Below are 19,806 nucleotides of genomic sequence, written 5' to 3'. Positions count from 1 at the left end.
GCGCCGGCTTTGTTACCCTTGGGCGCATGCCGCCCCCTCCCGACGCACCGGCCCTCTCGCAATCCGCGCCGAGTGCAACGGCCATGTCGCCCGCGCTGGTCGTGCTCACGCTGGCCTTGCTGCTGGGCATCCAGCCCGTCACCACCGATCTCTACCTGCCCGCGCTCCCTGCCCTGACCAGCGGCTTCAGCGCGCGCATGTCGCAGGCGCAGCTCACGCTGAGCGCGCTGCTCTTGGCTTTCGGCTGCGCGCAGCTCGTGTTCGGGCCGCTGTCCGACCGCTTCGGACGCCGGCCCGTGCTGCTGTGGGGCCTGGGCGGCTATGTGGTGGCAAGCCTCGGCGGCGCCGTCGCGCCGTCGATCGAGCTGTTGATCGTCTGGCGCACGCTGCAGGGCGCGGCCATGGGTGCCGCGGTGATGGCAGCGCGCGCGATCGTGCGCGATCTCTACCAGCCGGCCGACGGCGCACGCGTCATGTCGCGTGCGCTCACCGGCCTCGGCCTGATCGCCTGCCTGTGCGCACCGGTGGGCGGCCTGGTGTCCGACCTGTTCGGCTGGCGTATCGCGCTGCTGGCGCCGGCACTCTTCGGTGCCGTCACGCTCGCGCTGATCGCGCTGCGCTTCGGCGAAACGCTGGTGCGCCCCAACCCCGATGCGCTGCGCCTCGCCACGCTCTTCTCCACCTGGGCAATGGTGCTGCGCAACCCGACCTTCCTCGCCTTCTCGGCGCTGACGACGGCGGCCTATGGCCTGCTCTTCACCTTTCTCGCCGCCTCGTCCTTCGTTTTCATCCAGGTGCTCGGCCTCACGAAGACGCAGTACGGTCTGGTGATGCTGTGGAGCTCGCTCGCCTACATCGCGGGCACCTTCGTCTGCCGGCGCTGGCTGCCGCGCTACGGCGTGCACGGCAGCGTGGCGCGCGCGTCGCTGCTGACGCTGACCGGCGGCAGCGCGATGGGCCTGCTGGCGCTGGCCGGCGTGCACTCGGTCGCCGCCATCGTGGCACCGCTCACGCTGATCATGCTGGCCCACGGCGTGCACCAGCCCTGCGGCCAGACCGGTGCGGTCGGCCCCTTTCCGCAGGCTGCCGGCGCGGCCTCGGCGCTCAATGGCTTTTTGATGATGCTGGCGGCCTTCGGCATCGGCGGCTGGCTCGGCGCGCACATGGACGGCACCGTGATGCCGCTCGCGCTCGGCATGTGGTTCTGGAGCGTGTGCATCGCGCTGATCGCCTGGACGCTGGTGCGCAAGTACGGCGAGGCGCATGGGCATTGAGCCGAGCGCCGCTGGGCCGCCCCGAGGCGTGAGCGCCCCCTCGGGGGGCAGCGAGGACACGCCAGTGCCGAGCGTGGGGGCAAGTTACGTCGCGCTGGCGGGCCCGACTGCATCGGGCAAGACCGCGGCCGCACTCGCGATCGCGCGCGTGCGGCCGGTCGAGATCGTCAGCGTCGATTCGGCCCTGGTCTACCGCGGCATGGACATCGGCACCGCCAAGCCCACGCCCGCCGAGCGCGCGGAAGCGCCGCACCACCTGATCGACATCCGCGATCCGCGCGAGCCCTACAGCGCGGCCGCCTTCGTGGCCGACGCCACGCGGCTCATCGCCGAGATCCGCGCGCGCGGCCGGTTGCCGCTGCTGGTGGGCGGCACCATGCTCTACTTCAAGGCGCTCGCCGACGGCATCGATGCCATGCCCGCGGCCGACCCTGCCGTGCGCCGGCAGCTCGAATCCGAAGCCGCCGCGTTGGGCTGGCCTGCGATGCATGCCAGGCTGGCCGAAGTCGATGCCGTCACCGCCGCGCGGCTCGCGCCCAACGACAGCCAGCGCATCCAACGCGCGCTGGAGGTGTGGCTGACAAGCGGCCGCACCATGGCCAGCTTCCACGCCGAGCAAGGAGCGGGCGGAATGCCGCCGATCGCGCTCTTCTCGCTCGAACCCACCGAGCGCGCCTGGCTGCACCATCGCATCGCCGAACGCTTCGACGCGATGCTCGCGGGCGGCTTCCTCGACGAGGTGCGGGCCCTTCGCGCGCGCGGCGATCTCGCGCCCGAGCTGCCCTCGATGCGCAGCGTCGGCTATCGCCAGGCCTGGGAGGCGCTGGACGGCCTCTTTCCCATGGCCGAACTGCGGGAACGCGGCATCGCTGCGACGCGCCAACTGGCCAAGCGCCAGATCACCTGGCTGCGCAGCATGCCCGAACGCCGCGTGATCGCGGCCGAGGCGCCCGATGCGATAGAGCGCATCGTGCAGCAGGTGTGCGAGATCGCATGACGCTGCGGATCAGCGAGCTGGCCAAGCGCTACGGCGACGCGACCGTGTTCGAGCAGGTGTCGCTCGAAGTCGCGCCGGGCGAGTTCGTCGCCGTCGTTGGCGAATCGGGTGTCGGCAAGTCCACCCTGCTCAACTGCATGGCCGGGCTCGACAGCTGGGACGCCGGCAGCGTCGTGCACGACGGCATCGACATCGGCGCGCTCGATGCCGAGGCGCGCGCGCTGTGGCGCCGCAAACACGTCGGCTTCGTGTTCCAGGCCTTCCATGTGCTGCCGCACCTGGACGTGGCGCAGAACGTCGCGCTGCCGCTGATGCTGCTCGCGCAACCCGACGCAGCGCGCGTGGCGCACATGCTCGACGCGGTCGGGCTGGGCGGTCTCGGCGAGCGCTTGCCCCAGCAGCTGAGCGGCGGCCAGCTGCAGCGCGTGGCCATCGCGCGCGCACTGGTGCATCGACCGGCGCTGCTCCTGGCCGACGAGCCGACCGGCAATCTCGATCCGAAGACCGCCGCTAAGGTGATGGACGTGCTGCTGGCGCAGACGCGCGAGCACGGCGCTTCGCTGGTGCTGGTGACGCATTCCGAGGCGGCCGCGGCGCGTGCGGACCGCGTGCTGCATCTGAGCGCGGGCGGCATCCGGGCCTGATCCCCGGCCTGGGGTAAGCCCCAGGTCGCAGCCGTCGCCGCTCGCCGTATTCTGTATACAGAGTTCAGAACGACCCCACCGATGCCCGCCCAGCCCGCCCAGCTCGTCCAGATCGCCGCCGCCCCCGACCTCGTCGACCAGGTCTACCGCGCGTTGCTCGACGCCATCAGCGGCGGTTCGCTGGCGCCCGGCGAGCGCATCACGCAGGAAGACCTGGCCAGGCGCCTGGCCGTCTCGCGCCAGCCGGTGCTGCAGGCGCTGCGCCTCTTGAAGAAAGACGGCTTCGTGCTCGACGCGCCGGGCCGCGGCCTCTTGGTCGCGCCGCTCGATGCCGAATGGACCGCCAAGGTCTACCAGGTGCGCGGCGCGCTCGACGTGCTGGCGGCGCGGCTCGCGGCCGAGCAGCGCTTCAAGGTCGATCCCAAGCTGATCGAGCGCGGCCGCCGTGCCGCGCGCGGCCGCAGCGTCGAAGCCATGATCGATGCCGACATGGCTTTTCACCATGCCATCTACGTCGCATCCGGTAACCCGCTGATCGCGCAAAGCGCCGACCAGCACTGGCGCCACCTGCGCCGTGCCATGGGCGCGGTGCTGCAGTCCGTGCCGCAGCGCGAGTCGCTGTGGGACGAGCACGAGGCGATCGCCCGCGCCATCGCGGCCGGCGATGCCGATACCGCCGCACGCCTCAGCGAGGAGCACGGCGCGCAGGCCAGCCGAACCCTCGGCATGCGGCTGGCCGAACGTCTTTCCGCCCACACCCCCACCCAAGCAGGAGATACCGCATGAGACTCAGCCCCGAGCAGCGCGCGCAGTTCGAGCGCGACGGCTACCTCTTCTTCCCCGGCCACTTCTCTGCCGAAGAGACCAAGGTGCTCACGGACGCTGTGCCCGAGCTCTACAGCCGGCGCGAGGCCTTCAACGTGCGCGAGAAAGGCTCGGACGCCGTGCGCACCAATTTCGCCGCGCACCTGATCAGCGAGCCCTTCGCGCGCCTTGCGCGCCATCCGCGCATGGTGGGCCCGGTGAGCGATCTGTTCGAGGAACAGGTCTACATGCACCAGTTCAAGATCAACGGCAAGATGGCCTTCGAGGGCGACGTCTGGCAATGGCACCAGGACTACGGCACCTGGCTCAACGACGACCTGATGCCCACCGAGCGCGCGATGAACGTCGCGATCTTTCTCGACGACGTGAACGAGCACAACGGCCCGCTGATGTTCATTCCCGGCAGCCATGTGAAGGGCGTGGTCGAAGCCAAGCACGATCTCACGACCACGAGCTATCCGTTGTGGACGGTCGACAACGACCTGATCCGCCAGTTGGTGGATCGCGCGGGTGGCAAAGGGCACTACGACGCGGCGGGCCGCCACGTCGGGGGTGGCATCGTCTCGCCCAAGGGCCCCGCCGGCTCGATGATCCTGTTCCACAGCTGCCTCGTGCATGCCTCGGGCAGCAACCTCTCGCCCTTCGACCGCGTGGCCGTGTACCTGAGCCTATGCGCGGTCAGCAACCACATCCGGCGCTTCAAGCGGCCCGAGTACATCGCGCACCGCGACTTCATGCCGATCGAGATGCTGCCGGACGACTGCCTGCTGAAGCCCTACCCGGTCGAGGTGCCGTGGAAGAACGGCCTGCCCGAGAGCGCGCTGCGCACATCACTGGATGAACTGGAATTCGCCGCCGTCTGAACACCACCATCCGTTCGGGCTGAGCTCGGCCTGCCCTGAGCCGGTCGAAGGATCGAAGCCGCTGTCGATCGACGCAGCACTTCGACAAGCTCAGTGCGAACGGTTACTAGGAAGCACATGAGCCTTTACACCCGACTCCAACAACGCGCGGCCGACGGCAAGCCGGTGCGCATCGGCCTGATCGGCGCCGGCAAGTTCGGCTCGATGTACCTGGCGCAGATTCCGCGCACGCCCGGCGTACAGCTGGTCGCCATCGCCGACCTCTCGCCCGCCGCGGCGCGCGCCAACCTCGAACGCGTCGGCTGGAAGCCCGAGCGCGCGGCCGCCCGCTCGGTGCAGGAAGCGCTGCAAACCGGCAGCACCTGGATCACCGAAGACTGGCAGGCCGTGACGCGCGAGCCTTCGATCGACATCGTGGTCGAGTGCACCGGCAATCCGGTGGCCGCGGTCGACCACTGCCTCGATGCCTTCGCGCACGGCAAGCACGTGGTCAACGTCACGGTCGAGGCCGATGCCTTCTGTGGCCCGCTGCTGGCGCGCCGCGCACAGCAGGCGGGCGTGGTGTATTCGCTCGCCTTCGGCGATCAGCCGGCGCTGATCTGCGACCTGGTCGACTGGGCCCGCACCTGCGGCTTTCCCGTGGTGGCCGCGGGGCGCGGCCACAAGTGGCTGCCGCACTTCAGTGAATCGACGCCCGAGACCGTGTGGGGCAACTACGGTCTCACGCCCGAGCAGGCGCTGCGCGGCGGGCTCAACCCGAAGATGTTCAACAGCTTCCTCGACGGTTCCAAGCCTTCGATCGAAAGCGCTGCGGTGGCCAACGCCACCGGCCTCGGCGTGCCCTCCGACGGCCTGCTCTATCCGCCGGCAAGCGTGGAAGACATTCCCTTCGTCACGCGGCCGAAGAACGAAGGCGGCGTGCTCGAACGCAAGGGCATGGTCGAAGTGGTGTCCTCGCTCGAGGCCGACGGCCGCAAGATCCCCTACGACATCCGCATGGGCGTGTGGGTCACGGTCGAGGCCGAGACCGAGTACATCAAGAACTGCTTCGAGGAATACAACGCGCATACCGATCCGAGCGGGCGCTACTTCACGCTCTACAAGCGCTGGCACCTGATCGGGCTGGAGGTCGGCGTCTCGGTCGCGAGCGTGGCGCTGCGCGGCGAGGCGACCGGCGTCGCCAGCTGCTGGAACGCCGACGTGGTGGCCACCGCCAAGCGCGACCTCGCGGCGGGCGAGACGCTCGACGGCGAAGGCGGCTACACCGTGTGGGGCAAGCTGCTGCCGGCCGAACGCTCGATGCGCATCGGCGGCCTGCCGCTGGGCCTCGCGCACAACATCAAGCTGGTGCGCCCGGTGAAGAAGGGTCAGAGCCTCTGCTGGGCCGACGTCGCGATGGACACCACGACCCACGCCTACAAGATCCGCCACGAGATGGAGTCGATGTTCGCGCCGGCGCAAGCCAAGGCCGCCTGATGGGGTTGACCGCAGTCGCCCTGCGCCAGGCCATGGCCGCAGGCACGATGACGGCCGAAGCAGCAGCCCGCGCCGCCCTCGAGCGCATCGCCGAACGGGAGCCGCTGATCCATGCCTGGCAGCACCTCGACACCGAGGGCGCCATCGCCGCAGCCCGCGCGCTGGACGCGCGCGGCCGGCCCGGTCTGCTGGGCGGCGTGCCGATCGGCGTCAAGGATCTCATCGCCACCGCCGATATGCCCACGCGCTACGGCTCGCCGATCTACGAGGGCTTCCGCCCCGCGGCCGATGCCGCCTGCGTGGCGCTCGCACGCGCGGCCGGCGCGCTCGTGATGGGCAAGACCGTGACCACCGAGTTCGCCTACTTCTCGCCCGGACCCACGGCCAACCCGCACAACCCGGCCCATACGCCCGGCGGCTCGTCCAGCGGCTCGGCCGCCGCGGTGGCCGACGGCATGGTGCCGATCGCCTTCGGCACGCAGACGGCGGGATCGCTGATTCGCCCCGCCTCCTTCTGCGGCGTGTTCGCGCTCAAGCCGAGCTTCGGCGCGCTGAGCCTCGAAGGCATCAAGCCCTTCTCGCCCTCGCTGGACACCCTGGGCTGGCTGGCGCGCAGTGCCGACGACCTGGAGCTGATGCGCGGTGCGATGAACGGGATGGCCTTCGCGCCGCTGCCAACGCCTGCGCCGCGCGCGCTGCGCCTCGGTGTTTGCCGCACGCACGAATGGCCGGCCATCGATGCCGGCGGCGCCGCGGCCTTCGAGCAGGCGCTGAAGCTGGCCGGTGCGGCCGGCGTCACGCTGGGCGACATCGTCCTGCCCAGCGCATTGGCCGGGCTGGCGGAGGCGCAGAAAACCGTGATGGCCTTCGAGGCCGCGCGCCAGCTCGACACCGAATGGCGCCGGCATCCTGAACAGCTCAGCGCGGCACTCAGCGCATTGCTGCAAGGCGGCCGCGACTGCACCGACGAGACCTACGCACAGGCGCTGGCGCAAGCCACCATCGCCCGCCGCCTGCTACCCGAGCTGATGCGCGATGTCGATGCACTGCTGGTGCCCGCCGCACCCGGCGAGGCACCGGCGGGCCTGGCCGCCACCGGCGACCCGGTCTTCAACCGCATCTGGACCCTGCTCGGCGCGCCCTGCGTCGCCGTGCCCGGCCTGCTGGGGCCGCAAGGCTTGCCGATCGGCATGCAGCTGGTCGGCCATGCGCAGCGCGAGCGCGAGCTGCTGGCCGTGGCCGGCAGCCTGCACCGCGTCCTGACACAACCAGCCGGCTGACTCAGGTACCGATCACGCCGCCGTCGTTCTTGGTGATGACGACCGTCGCCGAGCGCGGCCGGCCGGCGCTGTCGGGCCACTTCGACACGGCCAGCGGACGCTCCGGATCGCTGCGCTCGTTGGCAGGCTCGCCCGGATGCTGGATGTTGATGAACAACGTCTTGAGATCGGGCGTGGCCGTGAGCCCGGTGACTTCACAGCCCGACGGGCCGACCAGGAAGCGGCGGATCTCGCCCTTGGTGGGATCGCAGGCCAGCATCTGGTTGTTGGACAGGCTGCTGTAGTCGCCCTTGCCCAGCGTCGAGGTCGACGCATCGGTCTGGATCCACAGCACGCCGCGCGCATCGACCATCAGGCCGTCGGGGCTGCCGAAGGTGTCGCCCTTGACGTTGCCCTGCGCTTCCGAGCGGCCCTGCTTCGGGTCGCCGGCCAGCACCAGGTGGTTCCAGGCGAACTTGGTGGCATCGAGATCGCCGCCTTCCTTCCAGCGGATGATCTGGCCCATGGTGTTGTTGGAACGCGGGTTGGCCGCGTCCATGAAGGGCTGGCCGGCGGCGCCGCGGTTGCTGTTGTTGGTCAGCGTGCAGTAGACCTCCTTGGTGATCGGGTCCACCGTGGTCCATTCGGGCCGGTCCATCTTGGTGGCGCCCAGCGCGTCGCTGGCCTGGCGCGACTTGATCAGCACGTCGCCCTGGTTGGCGAAGCCCTTGTCCGACGAGAGCGGCCCCTGGCCCTGCACCAGCGGCAGCCATTCGCCGGTACCGTCGACGTCGAAGCGCGCGACGTACAACGTGCCGTGGTCCAGCAGCTCGCGGTTGGCCGCGAAGCCGCCGGGCTTGACGCGGTCGCGGCTGACGAACTTGTAGATGTATTCGAAGCGCGAGTCCTCGCCCATGTAGACCACCGCGCGGCCGTCGGCCGTCAGCGCTGTGGCCGCGCCTTCGTGCGCGGCGCGGCCGAGCGCGCTGCGCTTGACGGGCGTGGAGCTCGGGTCCTGCGGATCGATCTCGACCACCCAGCCGTAGCGGTTGGATTCGTTCGGATGCCGCGCGACGTTGAAGCGCTCTTCGTGCTCGTGCCAGCGGTACTTGGAACCGTTGCCTTTGCGGATGCCCCAGCGGCGCTGGTGCGCGTCGGGATTGTCGACGCCCTCGAAGTAGTCGGCGAAGTTCTCTTCGCAGGTCAGATTGGTGCCCCAGGGCGTCTGGCCGTTGGCGCAGTTGTTGTAGGTGCCCAGCACGCGCGTGCCGCTCGGGTCGGCGGCGGTTCTGAGCATCGGGTGGCCGGCGGCCGGGCCGGTGATGGTCATCGGCGTCAGGGCGGTGATGCGGCGCGCGAACTTTGAAGGCATCACCTGCTTCCACGCGCTGCCCTCGCGCTGGATCTCGATCACCGAGACGCCGTGCGCGTGCATGGATTTGCGCACCTTCTCTGCCGTCCAGGTCTTCATGCCGTCGGCGTGCAGCAGGCCGTCGTCCACGTACTCGTGGTTCATCACCAGCAGGCCGCGCTGCGAGGAGCCCTCGACGGGGAAGAAGGCCATGCCGTCGTGGTGCATGCCGGCCTGCAGCGCCTGCTCGGCTGCGCTGTTCGAGCCGTCGGGCTTGAAGGCCGGCATCTGGCCGGCGATCCCCACCGGGTCGCCCCAGCGGTACAGCACCTGCGCGGTGTAGCCCTCGGGCACCGCGACGCGATCGATGGCAGCCATCGGCACGCTCTTGAAGCCGATGCCGCGGCCGAGGGCAGCCGGGTTGCCGGCGCCGCCGGTCGCGGCGCAGCCGGCCAGCGTGCCGAGCGCGAACGGTGCGAACAAGCCGCTGGCTGCTGCCGCCAGGCCGCCGCGCACGAAGATGCGGCGTGCCGGGTCGGAGACCTCGTGAATAGTGGGATTGGCACTCCGGTTGGAGTCCTCCATGCGGTCGAAGTCTTTGGCCATTGTTTTGCTGTGGTGTGGGTAACCGGCCGATGCTCCGCGCTTCGCATGAAAACTCTGTGACGAGCGCAGGGCGCGAGGGCTTCGGAGGCTCGCATTCACAGGTCCGCATACGGCCAGCGTCGAAGCGGCCTCCGGTCGATGATCGCGACTTCATTCTTGCAAAAAGCGCATGGATCCGAAACTCCCCCGCCCCTTCGTCAAGCTGGCCTGGTCCAACCTGGCAGCCCAGTCGGCCGAGCAGCTGAGCCTGGCCGCCGTGCCGCTGGTGGCGGTGCTCGCGCTCGGCGCCGGCCCGGGCGAGATCGGCATGCTGGCCACGGTGCAGACCCTGCCCTTCCTGCTGCTGTCGATCCCCCTGGGCCTGATCGCCGACAGGACCTCGCGGCAGCGCCTGATGCTGTGGGCGGAAGCGCTGCGGGCGCTGGCCTTGCTGGGCCTGCTCGCGGTCGTGGCGACGGCCCGCCCGTCGATCGAATGGCTGGCGCTCCTCGGCTTCATTGGCGCCGTCGGCACCGTGAGCTTCAACATCGCGGCGCCGGCGTTGGTGCCGGCGCTCGTCCCGCGCGAAGCGCTGGCCCGCGCCAACGGGCGGCTCGAACTCGCGCGCAGCGCCGCCTTCGCCGCCGGGCCGGCGCTGGCCGGCGCGCTGGTGGCGTGGCTCGGCGGGCCTGCGGCTTTCGTGCTGGCCGCGATGTTGTCGGTATCGGCCGTCGTGCTGCTGCTGCGCATTGCCGAGCCGCAGCGCACACGCCCGAGTGCACGCCATCCGCTGCTCGAACTGCAGGATGGAGCGCGCCTCGTGTGGCGGCACGAGCTGCTGCGGCCCATCCTGCTGACGGCCGCGGCATGGAACACCTCTTGGTTCGTGCTCCAGGCTGCCTACGTGCCCTATGCGGTGCGCACGCTGGGACTGGGCGCCGGCGCGGTCGGCCTGAGCCTGGGCATCTGCGGCGCCGGCATGGTGACCGGCGCGCTGCTGGCTTCGCGCATGGTCGGCGCGATGCCGCTGGGCCGGGCGATCCAGTTCGGGCCTGTGTCTTCGGTGCTCGCGGCGCTGCTGATGACGGCCACGCTGGTGGTGCCCAGCGGCGCGCTCGCGGCGATCTCGCTGTTCCTGTTCGGCGTGGGGCCGATCGTCTGGGTCATCACATCCACCACCTTGCGGCAGACGGTGACACCCAACGCGATGCTGGGCCGCGTCTCGGCCGTGTTCCTCACGGCCAATGCCGGCGCCCGTCCGGTCGGCGCAGCCCTGGGCGGCATCGTCGGCGCGACGTGGGGCGAGCCGGCCTGCCTGCTGCTGGCCCTGGCGGGCTTCGTGCTGCAGGCCTGGCTGATCCTTCGCTCGCCGGTTCGGGCACTGCGGCAATTGCCGGCACCGGCTGTCGAAATGCCCGCTTGCCAGCCGTCATTGGGTTGAGCGATCCTGCTCGATGTTCCTTTTCGGAGTTCCCCATGCAATACATGCTGTTGTTCTATCAACCCCAATCCGAGTTCGACCAGCGCGACGACGCCGCCGCGCAGGCCCACCGCGCCAGCTGGATGGACTATGTGGGCGCGGTGCGCCAGTCGGGCATCGTGCAGAACGGCCACGGCCTGCATCCGCCGATGACCGGCACCACGCTGCGCGTGCGCGGCGACAAGCGGCAAGTGCAGGACGGCCCCTTTGCCGACACCAAGGAACAGCTCGGCGGCTACTTCGTGATCGAGGTGCCGGACCTTGACGCCGCGCTCGAGTGGGCCGCGCGCGCGCCCTGTGCCACCACGGGCGGCGTCGAGGTGCGCCCGGTATTCACCGCACCCGAGATGTGACGGGGTCTGCTGCAATCCACGCAGCGCACGAGGCCGCCGAGAAGGCCGCGCGCCAGTCCTACGGCCGGCTGGTCGCGATCCTCTCGGCGCGCACGCGCGACATCGCTGCGTCGGAAGATGCGCTGGCCGATGCCTTCGCGCGCGCGCTCGAGCGCTGGCCGCAGGAAGGCATTCCCGATCAGCCCGAGGCCTGGCTGCTCAGCGTGGCGCGCAACCGCACGCTCGATGCATGGCGCCACAGCCGCGTGCAGGACGAGGCCACGCAGACCCTGCTTCTGCTGGCCGACGAGTTCACGGCCGACACGGCCGGCGGCGAGGCCGTGCCGGACGAGCGGCTGCGCCTCCTTTTTGTGTGCGCGCACCCGGCGATCGATGCTGCGGCGCGCGCGCCGCTGATGCTGCAGACCGTGCTCGGGCTCGACGCGGCGCGCATGGCGGGCGCCTTCCTGGTCGCGCCGTCCGCGCTCGGCCAGCGCCTGGTGCGCGCCAAGGCGCGCATTCGCGCGGCCGGAATTCCTTTCGAATTTCCGCAAACCCGCGATCTTCCGCAGCGGCTGCAGGATGTGCTCGATGGCATCTACGCGGCTTACGGCACCGGCTGGGACGACGTCGATGGCGCCGACGCTGCGCAACGCGGCCTCACCGGCGAAGCCATCGACCTGTGCCGCATCCTGTGCGGCCTGATGCCCGATGAGCCCGAGCCGCTGGGTCTGCTGGCCCTGATGCTGTTCTGCGAGAGCCGTGCCGCCGCGCGGCGCGGCGCAGCCGGCGACTACGTGCCGCTCGACGTGCAGGACACCGCGCGCTGGAACCATGCGATGCGCGCGCAGGCCGAACAGGCGCTGCAGCATGCAGCGGGCATGAAGTCGCTCGGCGCCTACCAGATGGAGGCCGCGATCCAGTCGGCCCACTGCGCGCGCCGGCTGGGTGCGCAGGTTCCGCCCGATGCGCTGGTCGCGCTCTATGACGGGCTGCTCGCATGGCGCCCGAGCATCGGGGCCCGCGTGAGCCGCGCCTGCGCGGTGGCGATCGCCGAAGGATCGGCCGCGGGCCTGCAGGCGCTCGATGCCATGGCCATCGCAGAAGTCGCGAGCTATCAGCCCTACTGGGCCGCGCGCGCCCACCTGCTCGGCGGCACCGGCGAGCCCGCCGCAGCCCGCGAGGCCTATGCGCGCGCGGCCGGCCTCAGCACCAGCCCGGCGGTGCGCGCCTACCTGGCCGTGCAAGCCGAACGGCTTTGAGCGAGCGCGCAGAATCGCCAGCTCCATGCGAGCGCTTCTTCGTACCTTCTCCTGGCAGGAACTGCGCCACCATCCATGGCGCAATGCCGCCGCGGCGCTGGCAGTGATGCTCGGCGTGGCGCTGGCCTTCTCGGTGCAGCTCATCAACGCATCGGCGCTCGACGAGTTCGCGAGCGCCGTGCGCTCGGTCAACGGCCAGCCGGACCTGGAACTGCGCGCCGCGCAAGGCGGCTTCGACGAGGCCGTGTTCGCGCGCGTGGCGCAGCATCCGCAGGTGACGCTCGCCAGCCCGGTGCTGGAATCGCAGGCGGTGGCGCTCGTCGCGGGCAGCGAGCGCCGCATCGCGCTGCGCGTGATCGGCGTCGATGCACTGGTGCTGCCCACGATCGCGCCCGCGCTGATGCCGCAGCCGGCGAAGGACGCCGACCGCTTTGCGCTGTTCGCGCCGGACACGCTGTTCCTCAATGCCGCCGCGCGCACCGCGCTGGGCGAAGCCGCCGCCACGGTGCAGCTGCGCATCGGCACGCAGCAACACGCACTGCGCGTGGCCGGCCAGGTGGCGGCCGGCGGCAGCGCGCTGGCGGTGATGGACATCGGCGCGGCGCAGGATCTCTTCGGCCGCGGAGGCCAGCTCACGCGCATCGACCTGCGGCTCGCGCCCGGCATCGACCGCGCGGCCTTCATCCGTTCGCTGCAGGAGTCGCCGAGCTGGCCCGCAAGCATCCAAATCGCCGAACCGGGCGATGCGGCCGAGCGCGTGAGCAATCTCTCGCGCGCCTACCGCGTGAACCTCACGGTGCTCGCGCTGGTGGCCTTGTTCACCGGCGCCTTCCTGGTGTTCTCGGTGCTGGCCTTGAGCGTCGCCAAGCGCGCGCAACAGTTCGCATTGCTCGGCGTGCTGGGCCTCACGCCGCGCGAGCGGCTGCGGCTGGTGCTCGCCGAATCGCTGGTGCTGGGCCTCTTCGGCAGCGTCGCCGGCATCGCGCTCGGCACCGCGCTCGCCGCCGTCGCGCTGCGGGTGCTGGGCGGCGATCTTGGCGGCGGCTACTTCGACGGCGTTGCGCCGACCCTGCGCTGGAGCTCGGGCGCGGCGCTGCTTTATGGCGGCCTCGGCGTACTCGCCGCGGGGGTCGGCGGCTGGTGGCCCGCGCGTGCGGCCCAGGCGCTGCCCGAAGCGCAGACGCTCAAGGGCCTGGGCGCCGCGCCCGCGCAGGGCGGCGCATACAAGCTGGCCCTGCTGCTGATCGCGGCCGGTGCGGCGCTGGCAACGGCGCCGGCGGTTTTCGGCATCCCGATCGCGGCGTATCTCTCGGTGGGCTTCCTGCTGGTCGGCGGCATCGCCGCCCTGCCCTGGCTGATTGCCTTGCTCTACGGCCGGCTCGCACCGCTCGCCGCGCACCGCGTGTTGCCGATGCTCGCGATCGAGCGCGCGCGGCGCATGCGCGGCACGGCGGCGGTGGCCGTCAGCGGCGTGGTCGCGAGCCTGAGCCTCGCGGTCGCGCTCACCGTGATGGTCGCGAGCTTTCGCGAGTCGGTGACGCGCTGGCTCGACGTGGTGCTGCCGGCCGATCTCTATGTGCGCAGCGCCACCGGCGGCAGCTCGAGCCAAAGCGAGCAGGCCGCCTTCACGCCGGCCTTCGTGCAGGCGCTCGCGCAACTGCCCGGCGTGGCGCGCACCGGCACGCTGCGCACGCGGGCTCTGCTGCTCGATCCGGCGCGGCCGGCTGTCACGCTGATCTCGCGCAGCCTGGACGATGAGGCGTCGCGTTCGCTGCCGCTCCTGGGTGCAGCACTTCCGGTACCCGCGGGCCGGGTGGGCATCTACGTGAGCGAGGCGATGGTCGAGCTCTACGGCGCGAAGCCGGGCACGGAGTTCGAAGCGCTCACCAAGGCCTTCGGCGGCGGCAAGCGCTTCTTCGTCGCCGGCGTGTGGCGCGACTACGTGCGGCAGTTCGGCGCTATCACCATGGATGCGCGCGACTTCGAGCGCCTGACCGGCGACCGCAGCGTGAGCGACATCTCGCTGTGGCTTGCGCCGGGTGCGTCGGAAGCGCAGGTGCAGCAAGCGGTGCGCGAGGCCGCCGCCGCCGAGCCGATCGAGATCGCCTCCGTCGGCCAGCTGCGCGCGACCTCGCTGCGCATCTTCGACCGCAGCTTCGCCGTCACCTACTGGCTGCAGGCGGTGGCAATCGGCATCGGCCTGTTCGGCATCGCGGCCAGCTTCAGCGCGCAGGTGCTGGCGCGGCGCAAGGAGTTCGGGCTGCTCGCGCATCTGGGCTTCACGCGCACCCAGGTGCTCGCGGTGGTGGCCGGCGAAGGTGCGGCCTGGACCGCCATCGGCGCCCTCGCCGGCCTGGCGCTCGGGCTCGCGGTGTCGGTGGTGCTGGTGCACGTGGTCAATCCGCAGAGCTTCCACTGGACCATGGACCTGCTGGTGCCGTGGGCGCGCCTGGCCGCGCTGTGCGCCGCCGTGGTGGTGGCCGGCACCGTCACCGCCTGGCTGGCTGGGCGCGCGGCGGCCGCGCGCGATGCGGTGCTGGCGGTCAAGGAAGACTGGTGAGGGCATGGCGCCGGCGGTGCGGCCAAACGCGGCCATATCATCACGCACCGTCATCGGTCTTCGTCTCGCCGTGAAGTCGGCTGCGGGCCGGTGTCGAACGAGGAACCCACATCCATGACCGAAGCCACGCCAACCCCACCTCTTCCCGATCATCTATCCATCGATCCGCGCAGCCCCCATCACGTCGCTGCCGTCTTCGAGCACGACATCGGCATCCGATTCAACGACAAGGAGCGCGCCGATGTGGAGGAGTACTGCATCAGCGAAGGCTGGATCAAGGTGCCCGCAGGCAAGACGCTGGATCGCAAGGGCAAACCGCTGCTGATCAAGCTGAAGGGCAAGGTCGAGGCGTTCTACCGATAGAGCGAACATCGGCAGTCATGGCACGATTCGATGACGATGATTGAGATCAAAGCTGCCGAGCTGCCGCGCGACCTGGACACGGTGCGCGTCCTCTTTCGCGAGTACGCCGAAAGCTTGGGCATCGACCTGGAATTCCAGGGCTTCGAAGCTGAAGTGGCCGCATTGCCCGGCAAGTACGAGCCGCCTGCCGGCCGCATATTGCTTGCGTGGAGAGGTACGGACGCGCTCGGGTGCATCGCGCTTCGCCCCATCGACGCCAGCACGGGCGAGATGAAGCGCCTTTACGTCCGGCCCCAGGCACGCGGCGAGCAGCTCGGGCGACGACTCGCGGAACGCGTCTGTCAGGAGGCGCGTGAAGCAGGGTACGCCCGCATCTGTCTCGATACGCTGCCCACAATGGGCGCCGCTCAAGGCCTCTACCAGTCGCTAGGGTTCAGATCGATCGGGCCCTACGTCTTCAACCCGATTCCAGGCACCAAGTTTCTGGCGCTGGATCTGTAGGGCGGTCTCGCTCGACGCAAGGCAGTTTCCCCTACGCTCGCGCGCTTGGATTTCATGATCTCAACCCAGTACGTCAGTCGCGTCGCCCTGCTGCGCAACAAGGTCGAGTCGTTCGAGCGGTACCCGTTCTGCCTGCCGGCGATTCGCTCCTTCGAACACATCGACCTTCATCCGAAGGTCACGTTCTTCGTGGGGGAGAACGGGTCCGGCAAGTCGACGCTCCTCGAAGCCATTGCAGTCTCGCTGGGCTTCAATGCCGAGGGCGGCAGCAAGAACTTCCGCTTCGGAACCCGGCAATCGCATTCGGAGCTGCACGAATACCTTCGCGTTGCCAAGGGCATCAAACGGCCTCGCGACGGGTTCTTCCTGCGGGCAGAAAGCTTCTTCAACGTCGCCACCGAGATCGAGAATCTCGATGCCGAGCCCTCGTTCGGACCACCTGCCATCGACTCCTACGGCGGCCGCTCGTTGCATGAACAGTCACATGGCGAATCCTTCATGGCGCTCATGATGGAACGCTTCGGCGGGCAAGGCATCTACATCCTCGACGAACCGGAGGCCGCTCTCTCGCCCCAACGGCAGCTTGCCGTGTTGTCGCGCATGCATGACCTCGTCCTGGACGCGTCCCAGTTCATCATCGCGACTCACTCGCCGATCCTCATGGCCTATCCCGATGCATGCATCTATCAATGCAGCAAGGAAGGAGTTGCGAAGGTTGCCTATGAGGACACCGAGCATTTCCAGGTCACCCGCGACTTCCTCGCCAACCCGGAGCGCATGCTTCGCATTCTTTTGGAACGTTAGCTCATCGAAGCTGTTGAGACAGAGTCAGCGGACGGCCAATATGCGCGCCTCAGGGTGAGCGAAACATTTCGTATCATCTCTGCCTCCTGGGTAAGCCCCGGGTCAAGCAACAACAGGAAGCGCATCGAGATGAAGTTTTGGGGTTCCGGCATCGAGCTGGCTTTACTTGCGTCGAGAAATGGCAATGTGCCTGCTGCCGCTCGGCATCTCACGAGTACCGCCTGATGCGAAATAGGTTGGAGCCATTTCCGACGGCCCACCAAGCATTTCTCTTGTACGTGGCGCTGGTGCTTTGCGAGGTCGCTGTCTCATCTGCGCTTCGCGACGCCAATGGAATGCTTGGGCTATCGCTGGAGCAGCACCAGGCCTTGACGGTGCTCCTTGGCAACGGGTGTGTCTTCGCCCTCGTGATGCACTTCCGGAACATCACCTATCGCAGCTTGTTTCACGACTCTCCGTCGTCGGCGAAGGCGACGCTGGCGCTGATAGTCCCGCCAGTGCTGCTGCTCGTGCCCGCGCTGCTGCTGTTCATGGGATACGTGCAGGAACTCCTGGTTCGCATTGCGCCGCTTTCTGCTTGGGAAGAGCAGTTCTTTCAACGCGTTGGCACCAACGACATCGCCACGGTGCTGGCGGTTTGCGTGCTTGCGCCGGTGCTTGAAGAGATGCTTTTTCGGGGAATCGTGCTGAGAGGCTTTCTCGAACGGTACTCGCGCTCAACGGCAATCTTCGGATCGGCCGTGCTCTTCGGGGCCGTTCATCTGAACATGTACCAGTTCCTGGTCGGTCTCGTCGCTGGAACAATTCTGGGCTGGCTCTATGAGCGGACCCGGTCTCTCATCCCGTGCATCGCGCTTCATGGCGCGTACAACAGTGGAACCATCGTGCTGACTGGCTTGGCGCAAAGCACGAACGGCGAGCTGTCCATTGAAGCTGTTCTTTCGATGTGGACCGCGTCTCTGGCGGCCGCCGCTTGTGGTGCTATTGCGTTGCGGCGCATGCTCACGAATCGCAGTGGCCAGCAATTGCCCGAGCAGCGCAGCCCTTAGGCGCAAGCCCTGCACGCGTCAGACCTGGCCCGTCAGGCCAACTGTTGACCCGACCCCAGGGGCACCCTTTAAAAAGGGAAGATCGATCGAAAGGAACGTTTCATGCGATCTCCCGCCCAGTATCTGAGTCCGTCCGAAGCCGCGAGGCGGCTCGGCGTTTCGGCCAAGGCTCTACGGCTCTATGAGCAGCGCGGCCTGGTGGACCCTGGCCGAACCACGGCGGGATGGCGCGCCTATGGTCAAGAGGAGATGACTCGCGCTGCCGAAATCGTCGCTCTTCGCGCGCTCGGCTTCAGTCTTGCCCAAGTGGGACGGGTGCTGGAAGGCAATTCCCAAGGCCTGGAGCAAACATTGGCCGCTCACCAAACAGCGCTGGAAGCGCAACTTCGTCAACTTGCACACACTGTCGAGAAGGTCCGTGGCTTGCGAAGCAACGTTGCGCAAGGTCAGACTCCGACCATTGGCGAACTGGCGGGCTTGCTGGCGCCCGTCTCGGAGGTCCGCGTCGCATTCGACCTGCCGTGGCCTTGGGGTGGGGAGCGATTCGAACTTCGCGAAATCCGGCCTCTGAACTACATCATCGGTCCGCTCGGCAGCGGCAAGACCCGACTGGCGCAATGCCTCGCCAAAGCGCTGCCCAACGCCGCCTTGCTTGGCCTGGAGAGACTTGCAGATGGCGGTGCAGCAGCAAAATCACGGCTGAACGGCGCGCCCCATTTGAGGTCTCGGCTCGATCGGGCCCTGGCCTGGCTTGTAGAGGATGGCGCTACGCCGTCGGATGCCTTGGTTGCATTGCTCGCTGGGCTAGAAGCAGACGGGCCGGATGCCCTGGTCGTGGACATGATCGAACAAGGGTTAGACCAAGCCACCCAAGAGGCTCTGATTGCCCGGCTGCGCCGCCGTGGATCCGGCGCGCGGCCGATCTTCATGCTCACTCGCTCCTGCGCAATCCTCGACTTGTCTGCTGTCGGTCCGGACGAAGCAATCATCCTCTGCCCCGCGAACCACAGTCCACCGACTCAGGTCGCCCCATATCCCGGCGCTCCAGGCTATGAGGCTGTCGCCACCTGTCTGGCTTCGCCTGAAGTGCGGGCCAGAACAGCAGGGCTTATCGCGTGGCGACAACCGACCCGCAATCGCTGAACCTGGGCATCTTCTTTCCGACGCCGCTATTTTGCTTTCGCCTCTTCGCGGCGCCGCGCGGTCACGGATCGACCCCCATGACCCCAGTTGTCGGTGTCGATTTCGTCGATCACGACGAAGGTCAGTTCCGGCGGCTTCTTCAGCACCTGCTCCAGCAGGTCGGTCACACCGGCGATGAGCTGCTCCTTGTGCTCTGCGGTCACGCCTTCGCGAGTCACTTGAATGTTGACGTAGGGCATGGCTGGCCTCCCCTCACCACTTGCCTGTGCTCATGCCGCCATCCACCGGCAGGACGACGCCCGTGGTGAAGGATGCATCGCTCAGGTACAGGACCGCGTCCACGATGTCCGCCGGCGCGCCGATCCGGCCTGCCGGCTGCAGCGTGTTCAGGAAGGCGTGCATGTCCGGCGTGTAGAGCGGCGTGTCGATGATCCCGGGTGCGACGGCATTTACCTGGATGTTGTGCGGCGCGAGTTCGAGCGCCAGCGCCCGGGTCGCGTCGTTGAGACCGCCCTTGACCAGGACCGGCAGCAGCGCGGGCACGCTGGCATTCGGCTGCAAGGCGAGGCTGGCCGTGATGTTGACGATATGGCCCTGCTTGCGCGGCGTCATGTGGCGCACCGCTTCCTGCGAGACGTAGAAGAAGCCCTTGAGGTTGGTGCCGACCAGCGCATCGACATCCGCGGCCGTGTACTCGGCGAAGGCTTTCGGGGTGAAGATGCCCGCGTTGTTGACCAGCACGTCGACATGGCCGAAACGTGCGACCGCTTCGGCAAAGATCCGCTTGGCAGTCGCCGGATCGGCGACGTCCCCGGCAACCGCGAGGAACTGGTCTGGAAAGTCCTGCGCGAGATCAGCGGCCTGCAGGCGCTCGAGCGTGCGCGCGTTCCCGACGACGTTGTCGCCGCGGCGCAGGAAGGCTCGCGCGATGGCAAGGCCGATGCCGCTGGAGGCACCTGTGACGATCACGGTTTGAGGCGAGCGTTGGGTCATTTCGTTTCTCCTGGTAAGGGCGTCCACTGCTTGAGGCGGCACCTG

At 68.8% G+C, this 19,806-nt stretch carries 19 protein-coding genes; 16 read left to right on the top strand and 3 right to left on the bottom strand.

The window, feature by feature from the left end; all coding sequences use genetic code 11:
• Window positions 1-26 precede the first annotated feature (26 nt).
• The 7 genes from ACSQ86_RS10325 (at window position 27) to ACSQ86_RS10295 (ending at window position 7,359) form a co-directional block, all read left to right on the top strand.
• Window positions 27-1,274 carry a multidrug effflux MFS transporter gene (locus ACSQ86_RS10325; RefSeq protein WP_436308836.1) on the top strand — a complete coding sequence of 416 codons (1,248 nt, stop codon included), beginning with the start codon at window positions 27-29 and terminating at the stop codon, window positions 1,272-1,274.
• A gap of 64 nt (window positions 1,275-1,338) precedes the next feature.
• Window positions 1,339-2,271, top strand: a complete 933-nt coding sequence (miaA, locus tag ACSQ86_RS10320) for a tRNA (adenosine(37)-N6)-dimethylallyltransferase MiaA (protein ID WP_436290823.1) — start codon at window positions 1,339-1,341, stop codon at window positions 2,269-2,271.
• Window positions 2,268-2,915, top strand: coding sequence for an ABC transporter ATP-binding protein (locus tag ACSQ86_RS10315; RefSeq protein ID WP_436290602.1), 648 nt, complete (start codon window positions 2,268-2,270; stop codon window positions 2,913-2,915). Before miaA ends, ACSQ86_RS10315 begins: the two co-directional genes overlap by 4 nt.
• An 81-nt stretch (window positions 2,916-2,996) precedes the next feature.
• Window positions 2,997-3,701 (top strand): GntR family transcriptional regulator, encoded by a 705-nt coding sequence (locus tag ACSQ86_RS10310; RefSeq protein ID WP_436303559.1) that lies wholly within the window; start codon window positions 2,997-2,999, stop codon window positions 3,699-3,701.
• Window positions 3,698-4,603 (top strand): phytanoyl-CoA dioxygenase family protein, encoded by a 906-nt coding sequence (locus tag ACSQ86_RS10305; RefSeq protein ID WP_436308835.1) that lies wholly within the window; start codon window positions 3,698-3,700, stop codon window positions 4,601-4,603. Before ACSQ86_RS10310 ends, ACSQ86_RS10305 begins: the two co-directional genes overlap by 4 nt.
• A 117-nt stretch (window positions 4,604-4,720) precedes the next feature.
• Window positions 4,721-6,079, top strand: coding sequence for an NAD(P)H-dependent oxidoreductase (locus tag ACSQ86_RS10300; RefSeq protein WP_436308834.1), 1,359 nt, complete (start codon window positions 4,721-4,723; stop codon window positions 6,077-6,079).
• Entirely contained in the window at window positions 6,079-7,359 is a 1,281-nt protein-coding gene (locus tag ACSQ86_RS10295) for an amidase (RefSeq protein WP_436303557.1), read from the top strand. The genes ACSQ86_RS10300 and ACSQ86_RS10295 overlap by 1 nt, the downstream gene beginning before the upstream one ends.
• Window position 7,360: 1 nt before the next feature.
• Here the strand turns inward: ACSQ86_RS10295 and ACSQ86_RS10290 are convergent, their stop codons facing one another.
• Window positions 7,361-9,295, bottom strand: coding sequence for a PhoX family protein (locus tag ACSQ86_RS10290; RefSeq protein ID WP_436303556.1), 1,935 nt, complete (start codon window positions 9,293-9,295; stop codon window positions 7,361-7,363).
• Window positions 9,296-9,464: 169 nt separating this feature from the next.
• Between ACSQ86_RS10290 and ACSQ86_RS10285 the strand changes: the two genes are divergently transcribed.
• From ACSQ86_RS10285 to ACSQ86_RS10245, 9 genes are all read left to right on the top strand, one after another.
• The gene (locus tag ACSQ86_RS10285; RefSeq protein WP_436308833.1) at window positions 9,465-10,715 is read left to right on the top strand and encodes an MFS transporter; all 1,251 of its coding nucleotides are present in this window, start codon (window positions 9,465-9,467) and stop codon (window positions 10,713-10,715) included.
• Window positions 10,716-10,750: 35 nt separating this feature from the next.
• The gene (locus ACSQ86_RS10280) at window positions 10,751-11,107 is read left to right on the top strand and encodes a YciI family protein (RefSeq protein WP_436303554.1); all 357 of its coding nucleotides are present in this window, start codon (window positions 10,751-10,753) and stop codon (window positions 11,105-11,107) included.
• The gene (locus ACSQ86_RS10275; RefSeq protein WP_436308832.1) at window positions 11,104-12,348 is read left to right on the top strand and encodes an RNA polymerase sigma factor; all 1,245 of its coding nucleotides are present in this window, start codon (window positions 11,104-11,106) and stop codon (window positions 12,346-12,348) included. Before ACSQ86_RS10280 ends, ACSQ86_RS10275 begins: the two co-directional genes overlap by 4 nt.
• A 25-nt stretch (window positions 12,349-12,373) precedes the next feature.
• Entirely contained in the window at window positions 12,374-14,908 is a 2,535-nt protein-coding gene (locus tag ACSQ86_RS10270; RefSeq protein ID WP_436308831.1) for an ABC transporter permease, read from the top strand.
• Between the two features lie 114 nt (window positions 14,909-15,022).
• Entirely contained in the window at window positions 15,023-15,271 is a 249-nt protein-coding gene (locus ACSQ86_RS10265; protein ID WP_093102490.1) for a DUF3297 family protein, read from the top strand.
• Window positions 15,272-15,307: 36 nt separating this feature from the next.
• Complete coding sequence (locus ACSQ86_RS10260) at window positions 15,308-15,772, top strand: GNAT family N-acetyltransferase (protein ID WP_436306279.1); 465 nt, start codon at window positions 15,308-15,310, stop codon at window positions 15,770-15,772.
• A 54-nt stretch (window positions 15,773-15,826) separates the two neighbouring features.
• Entirely contained in the window at window positions 15,827-16,576 is a 750-nt protein-coding gene (locus ACSQ86_RS10255; RefSeq protein ID WP_093102684.1) for an AAA family ATPase, read from the top strand.
• A gap of 278 nt (window positions 16,577-16,854) precedes the next feature.
• Window positions 16,855-17,625: a CPBP family intramembrane glutamic endopeptidase gene (locus ACSQ86_RS10250; protein WP_436306278.1), complete on the top strand. Its 771-nt coding sequence runs from the start codon at window positions 16,855-16,857 to the stop codon at window positions 17,623-17,625.
• 102 nt (window positions 17,626-17,727) lie between these two features.
• Window positions 17,728-18,768 carry a MerR family transcriptional regulator gene (locus ACSQ86_RS10245; protein ID WP_436303551.1) on the top strand — a complete coding sequence of 347 codons (1,041 nt, stop codon included), beginning with the start codon at window positions 17,728-17,730 and terminating at the stop codon, window positions 18,766-18,768.
• A 26-nt stretch (window positions 18,769-18,794) separates the two neighbouring features.
• On the opposite strand, the gene ACSQ86_RS10240 is transcribed toward ACSQ86_RS10245, so the two are convergent.
• Entirely contained in the window at window positions 18,795-19,007 is a 213-nt protein-coding gene (locus ACSQ86_RS10240; RefSeq protein WP_093102484.1) for a tautomerase family protein, read from the bottom strand.
• A gap of 13 nt (window positions 19,008-19,020) precedes the next feature.
• Window positions 19,021-19,761: an SDR family NAD(P)-dependent oxidoreductase gene (locus tag ACSQ86_RS10235; RefSeq protein ID WP_093102482.1), complete on the bottom strand. Its 741-nt coding sequence runs from the start codon at window positions 19,759-19,761 to the stop codon at window positions 19,021-19,023.
• Between the last annotated feature and the right edge of the window lie 45 nt (window positions 19,762-19,806).

The organism is Variovorax sp. LjRoot130, from assembly GCF_964253755.1.
Classification (GTDB): domain Bacteria; phylum Pseudomonadota; class Gammaproteobacteria; order Burkholderiales; family Burkholderiaceae_C; genus Variovorax.
Note: the sequence above shows the minus strand (reverse complement) of the source record. Positions and strands in the feature narration are given on the sequence as shown.

Coding starts and splice junctions, on each gene's coding strand:
- ACSQ86_RS10300 (WP_436308834.1), top strand. CDS start 4,721: ATGAGCCTTTACACCCGACTCCAACAACGCGCGGCCGACGGCAAGCCG.
- ACSQ86_RS10270 (WP_436308831.1), top strand. CDS start 12,374: ATGCGAGCGCTTCTTCGTACCTTCTCCTGGCAGGAACTGCGCCACCAT.
- ACSQ86_RS10235 (WP_093102482.1), bottom strand. CDS start 19,761: ATGACCCAACGCTCGCCTCAAACCGTGATCGTCACAGGTGCCTCCAGC.
- ACSQ86_RS10305 (WP_436308835.1), top strand. CDS start 3,698: ATGAGACTCAGCCCCGAGCAGCGCGCGCAGTTCGAGCGCGACGGCTAC.
- ACSQ86_RS10260 (WP_436306279.1), top strand. CDS start 15,308: ATGATTGAGATCAAAGCTGCCGAGCTGCCGCGCGACCTGGACACGGTG.
- ACSQ86_RS10245 (WP_436303551.1), top strand. CDS start 17,728: ATGCGATCTCCCGCCCAGTATCTGAGTCCGTCCGAAGCCGCGAGGCGG.
- ACSQ86_RS10295 (WP_436303557.1), top strand. CDS start 6,079: ATGGGGTTGACCGCAGTCGCCCTGCGCCAGGCCATGGCCGCAGGCACG.
- ACSQ86_RS10265 (WP_093102490.1), top strand. CDS start 15,023: ATGACCGAAGCCACGCCAACCCCACCTCTTCCCGATCATCTATCCATC.
- ACSQ86_RS10315 (WP_436290602.1), top strand. CDS start 2,268: ATGACGCTGCGGATCAGCGAGCTGGCCAAGCGCTACGGCGACGCGACC.
- ACSQ86_RS10325 (WP_436308836.1), top strand. CDS start 27: ATGCCGCCCCCTCCCGACGCACCGGCCCTCTCGCAATCCGCGCCGAGT.
- ACSQ86_RS10255 (WP_093102684.1), top strand. CDS start 15,827: ATGATCTCAACCCAGTACGTCAGTCGCGTCGCCCTGCTGCGCAACAAG.
- ACSQ86_RS10290 (WP_436303556.1), bottom strand. CDS start 9,295: ATGGCCAAAGACTTCGACCGCATGGAGGACTCCAACCGGAGTGCCAAT.
- ACSQ86_RS10240 (WP_093102484.1), bottom strand. CDS start 19,007: ATGCCCTACGTCAACATTCAAGTGACTCGCGAAGGCGTGACCGCAGAG.
- ACSQ86_RS10310 (WP_436303559.1), top strand. CDS start 2,997: ATGCCCGCCCAGCCCGCCCAGCTCGTCCAGATCGCCGCCGCCCCCGAC.
- ACSQ86_RS10285 (WP_436308833.1), top strand. CDS start 9,465: ATGGATCCGAAACTCCCCCGCCCCTTCGTCAAGCTGGCCTGGTCCAAC.
- ACSQ86_RS10280 (WP_436303554.1), top strand. CDS start 10,751: ATGCAATACATGCTGTTGTTCTATCAACCCCAATCCGAGTTCGACCAG.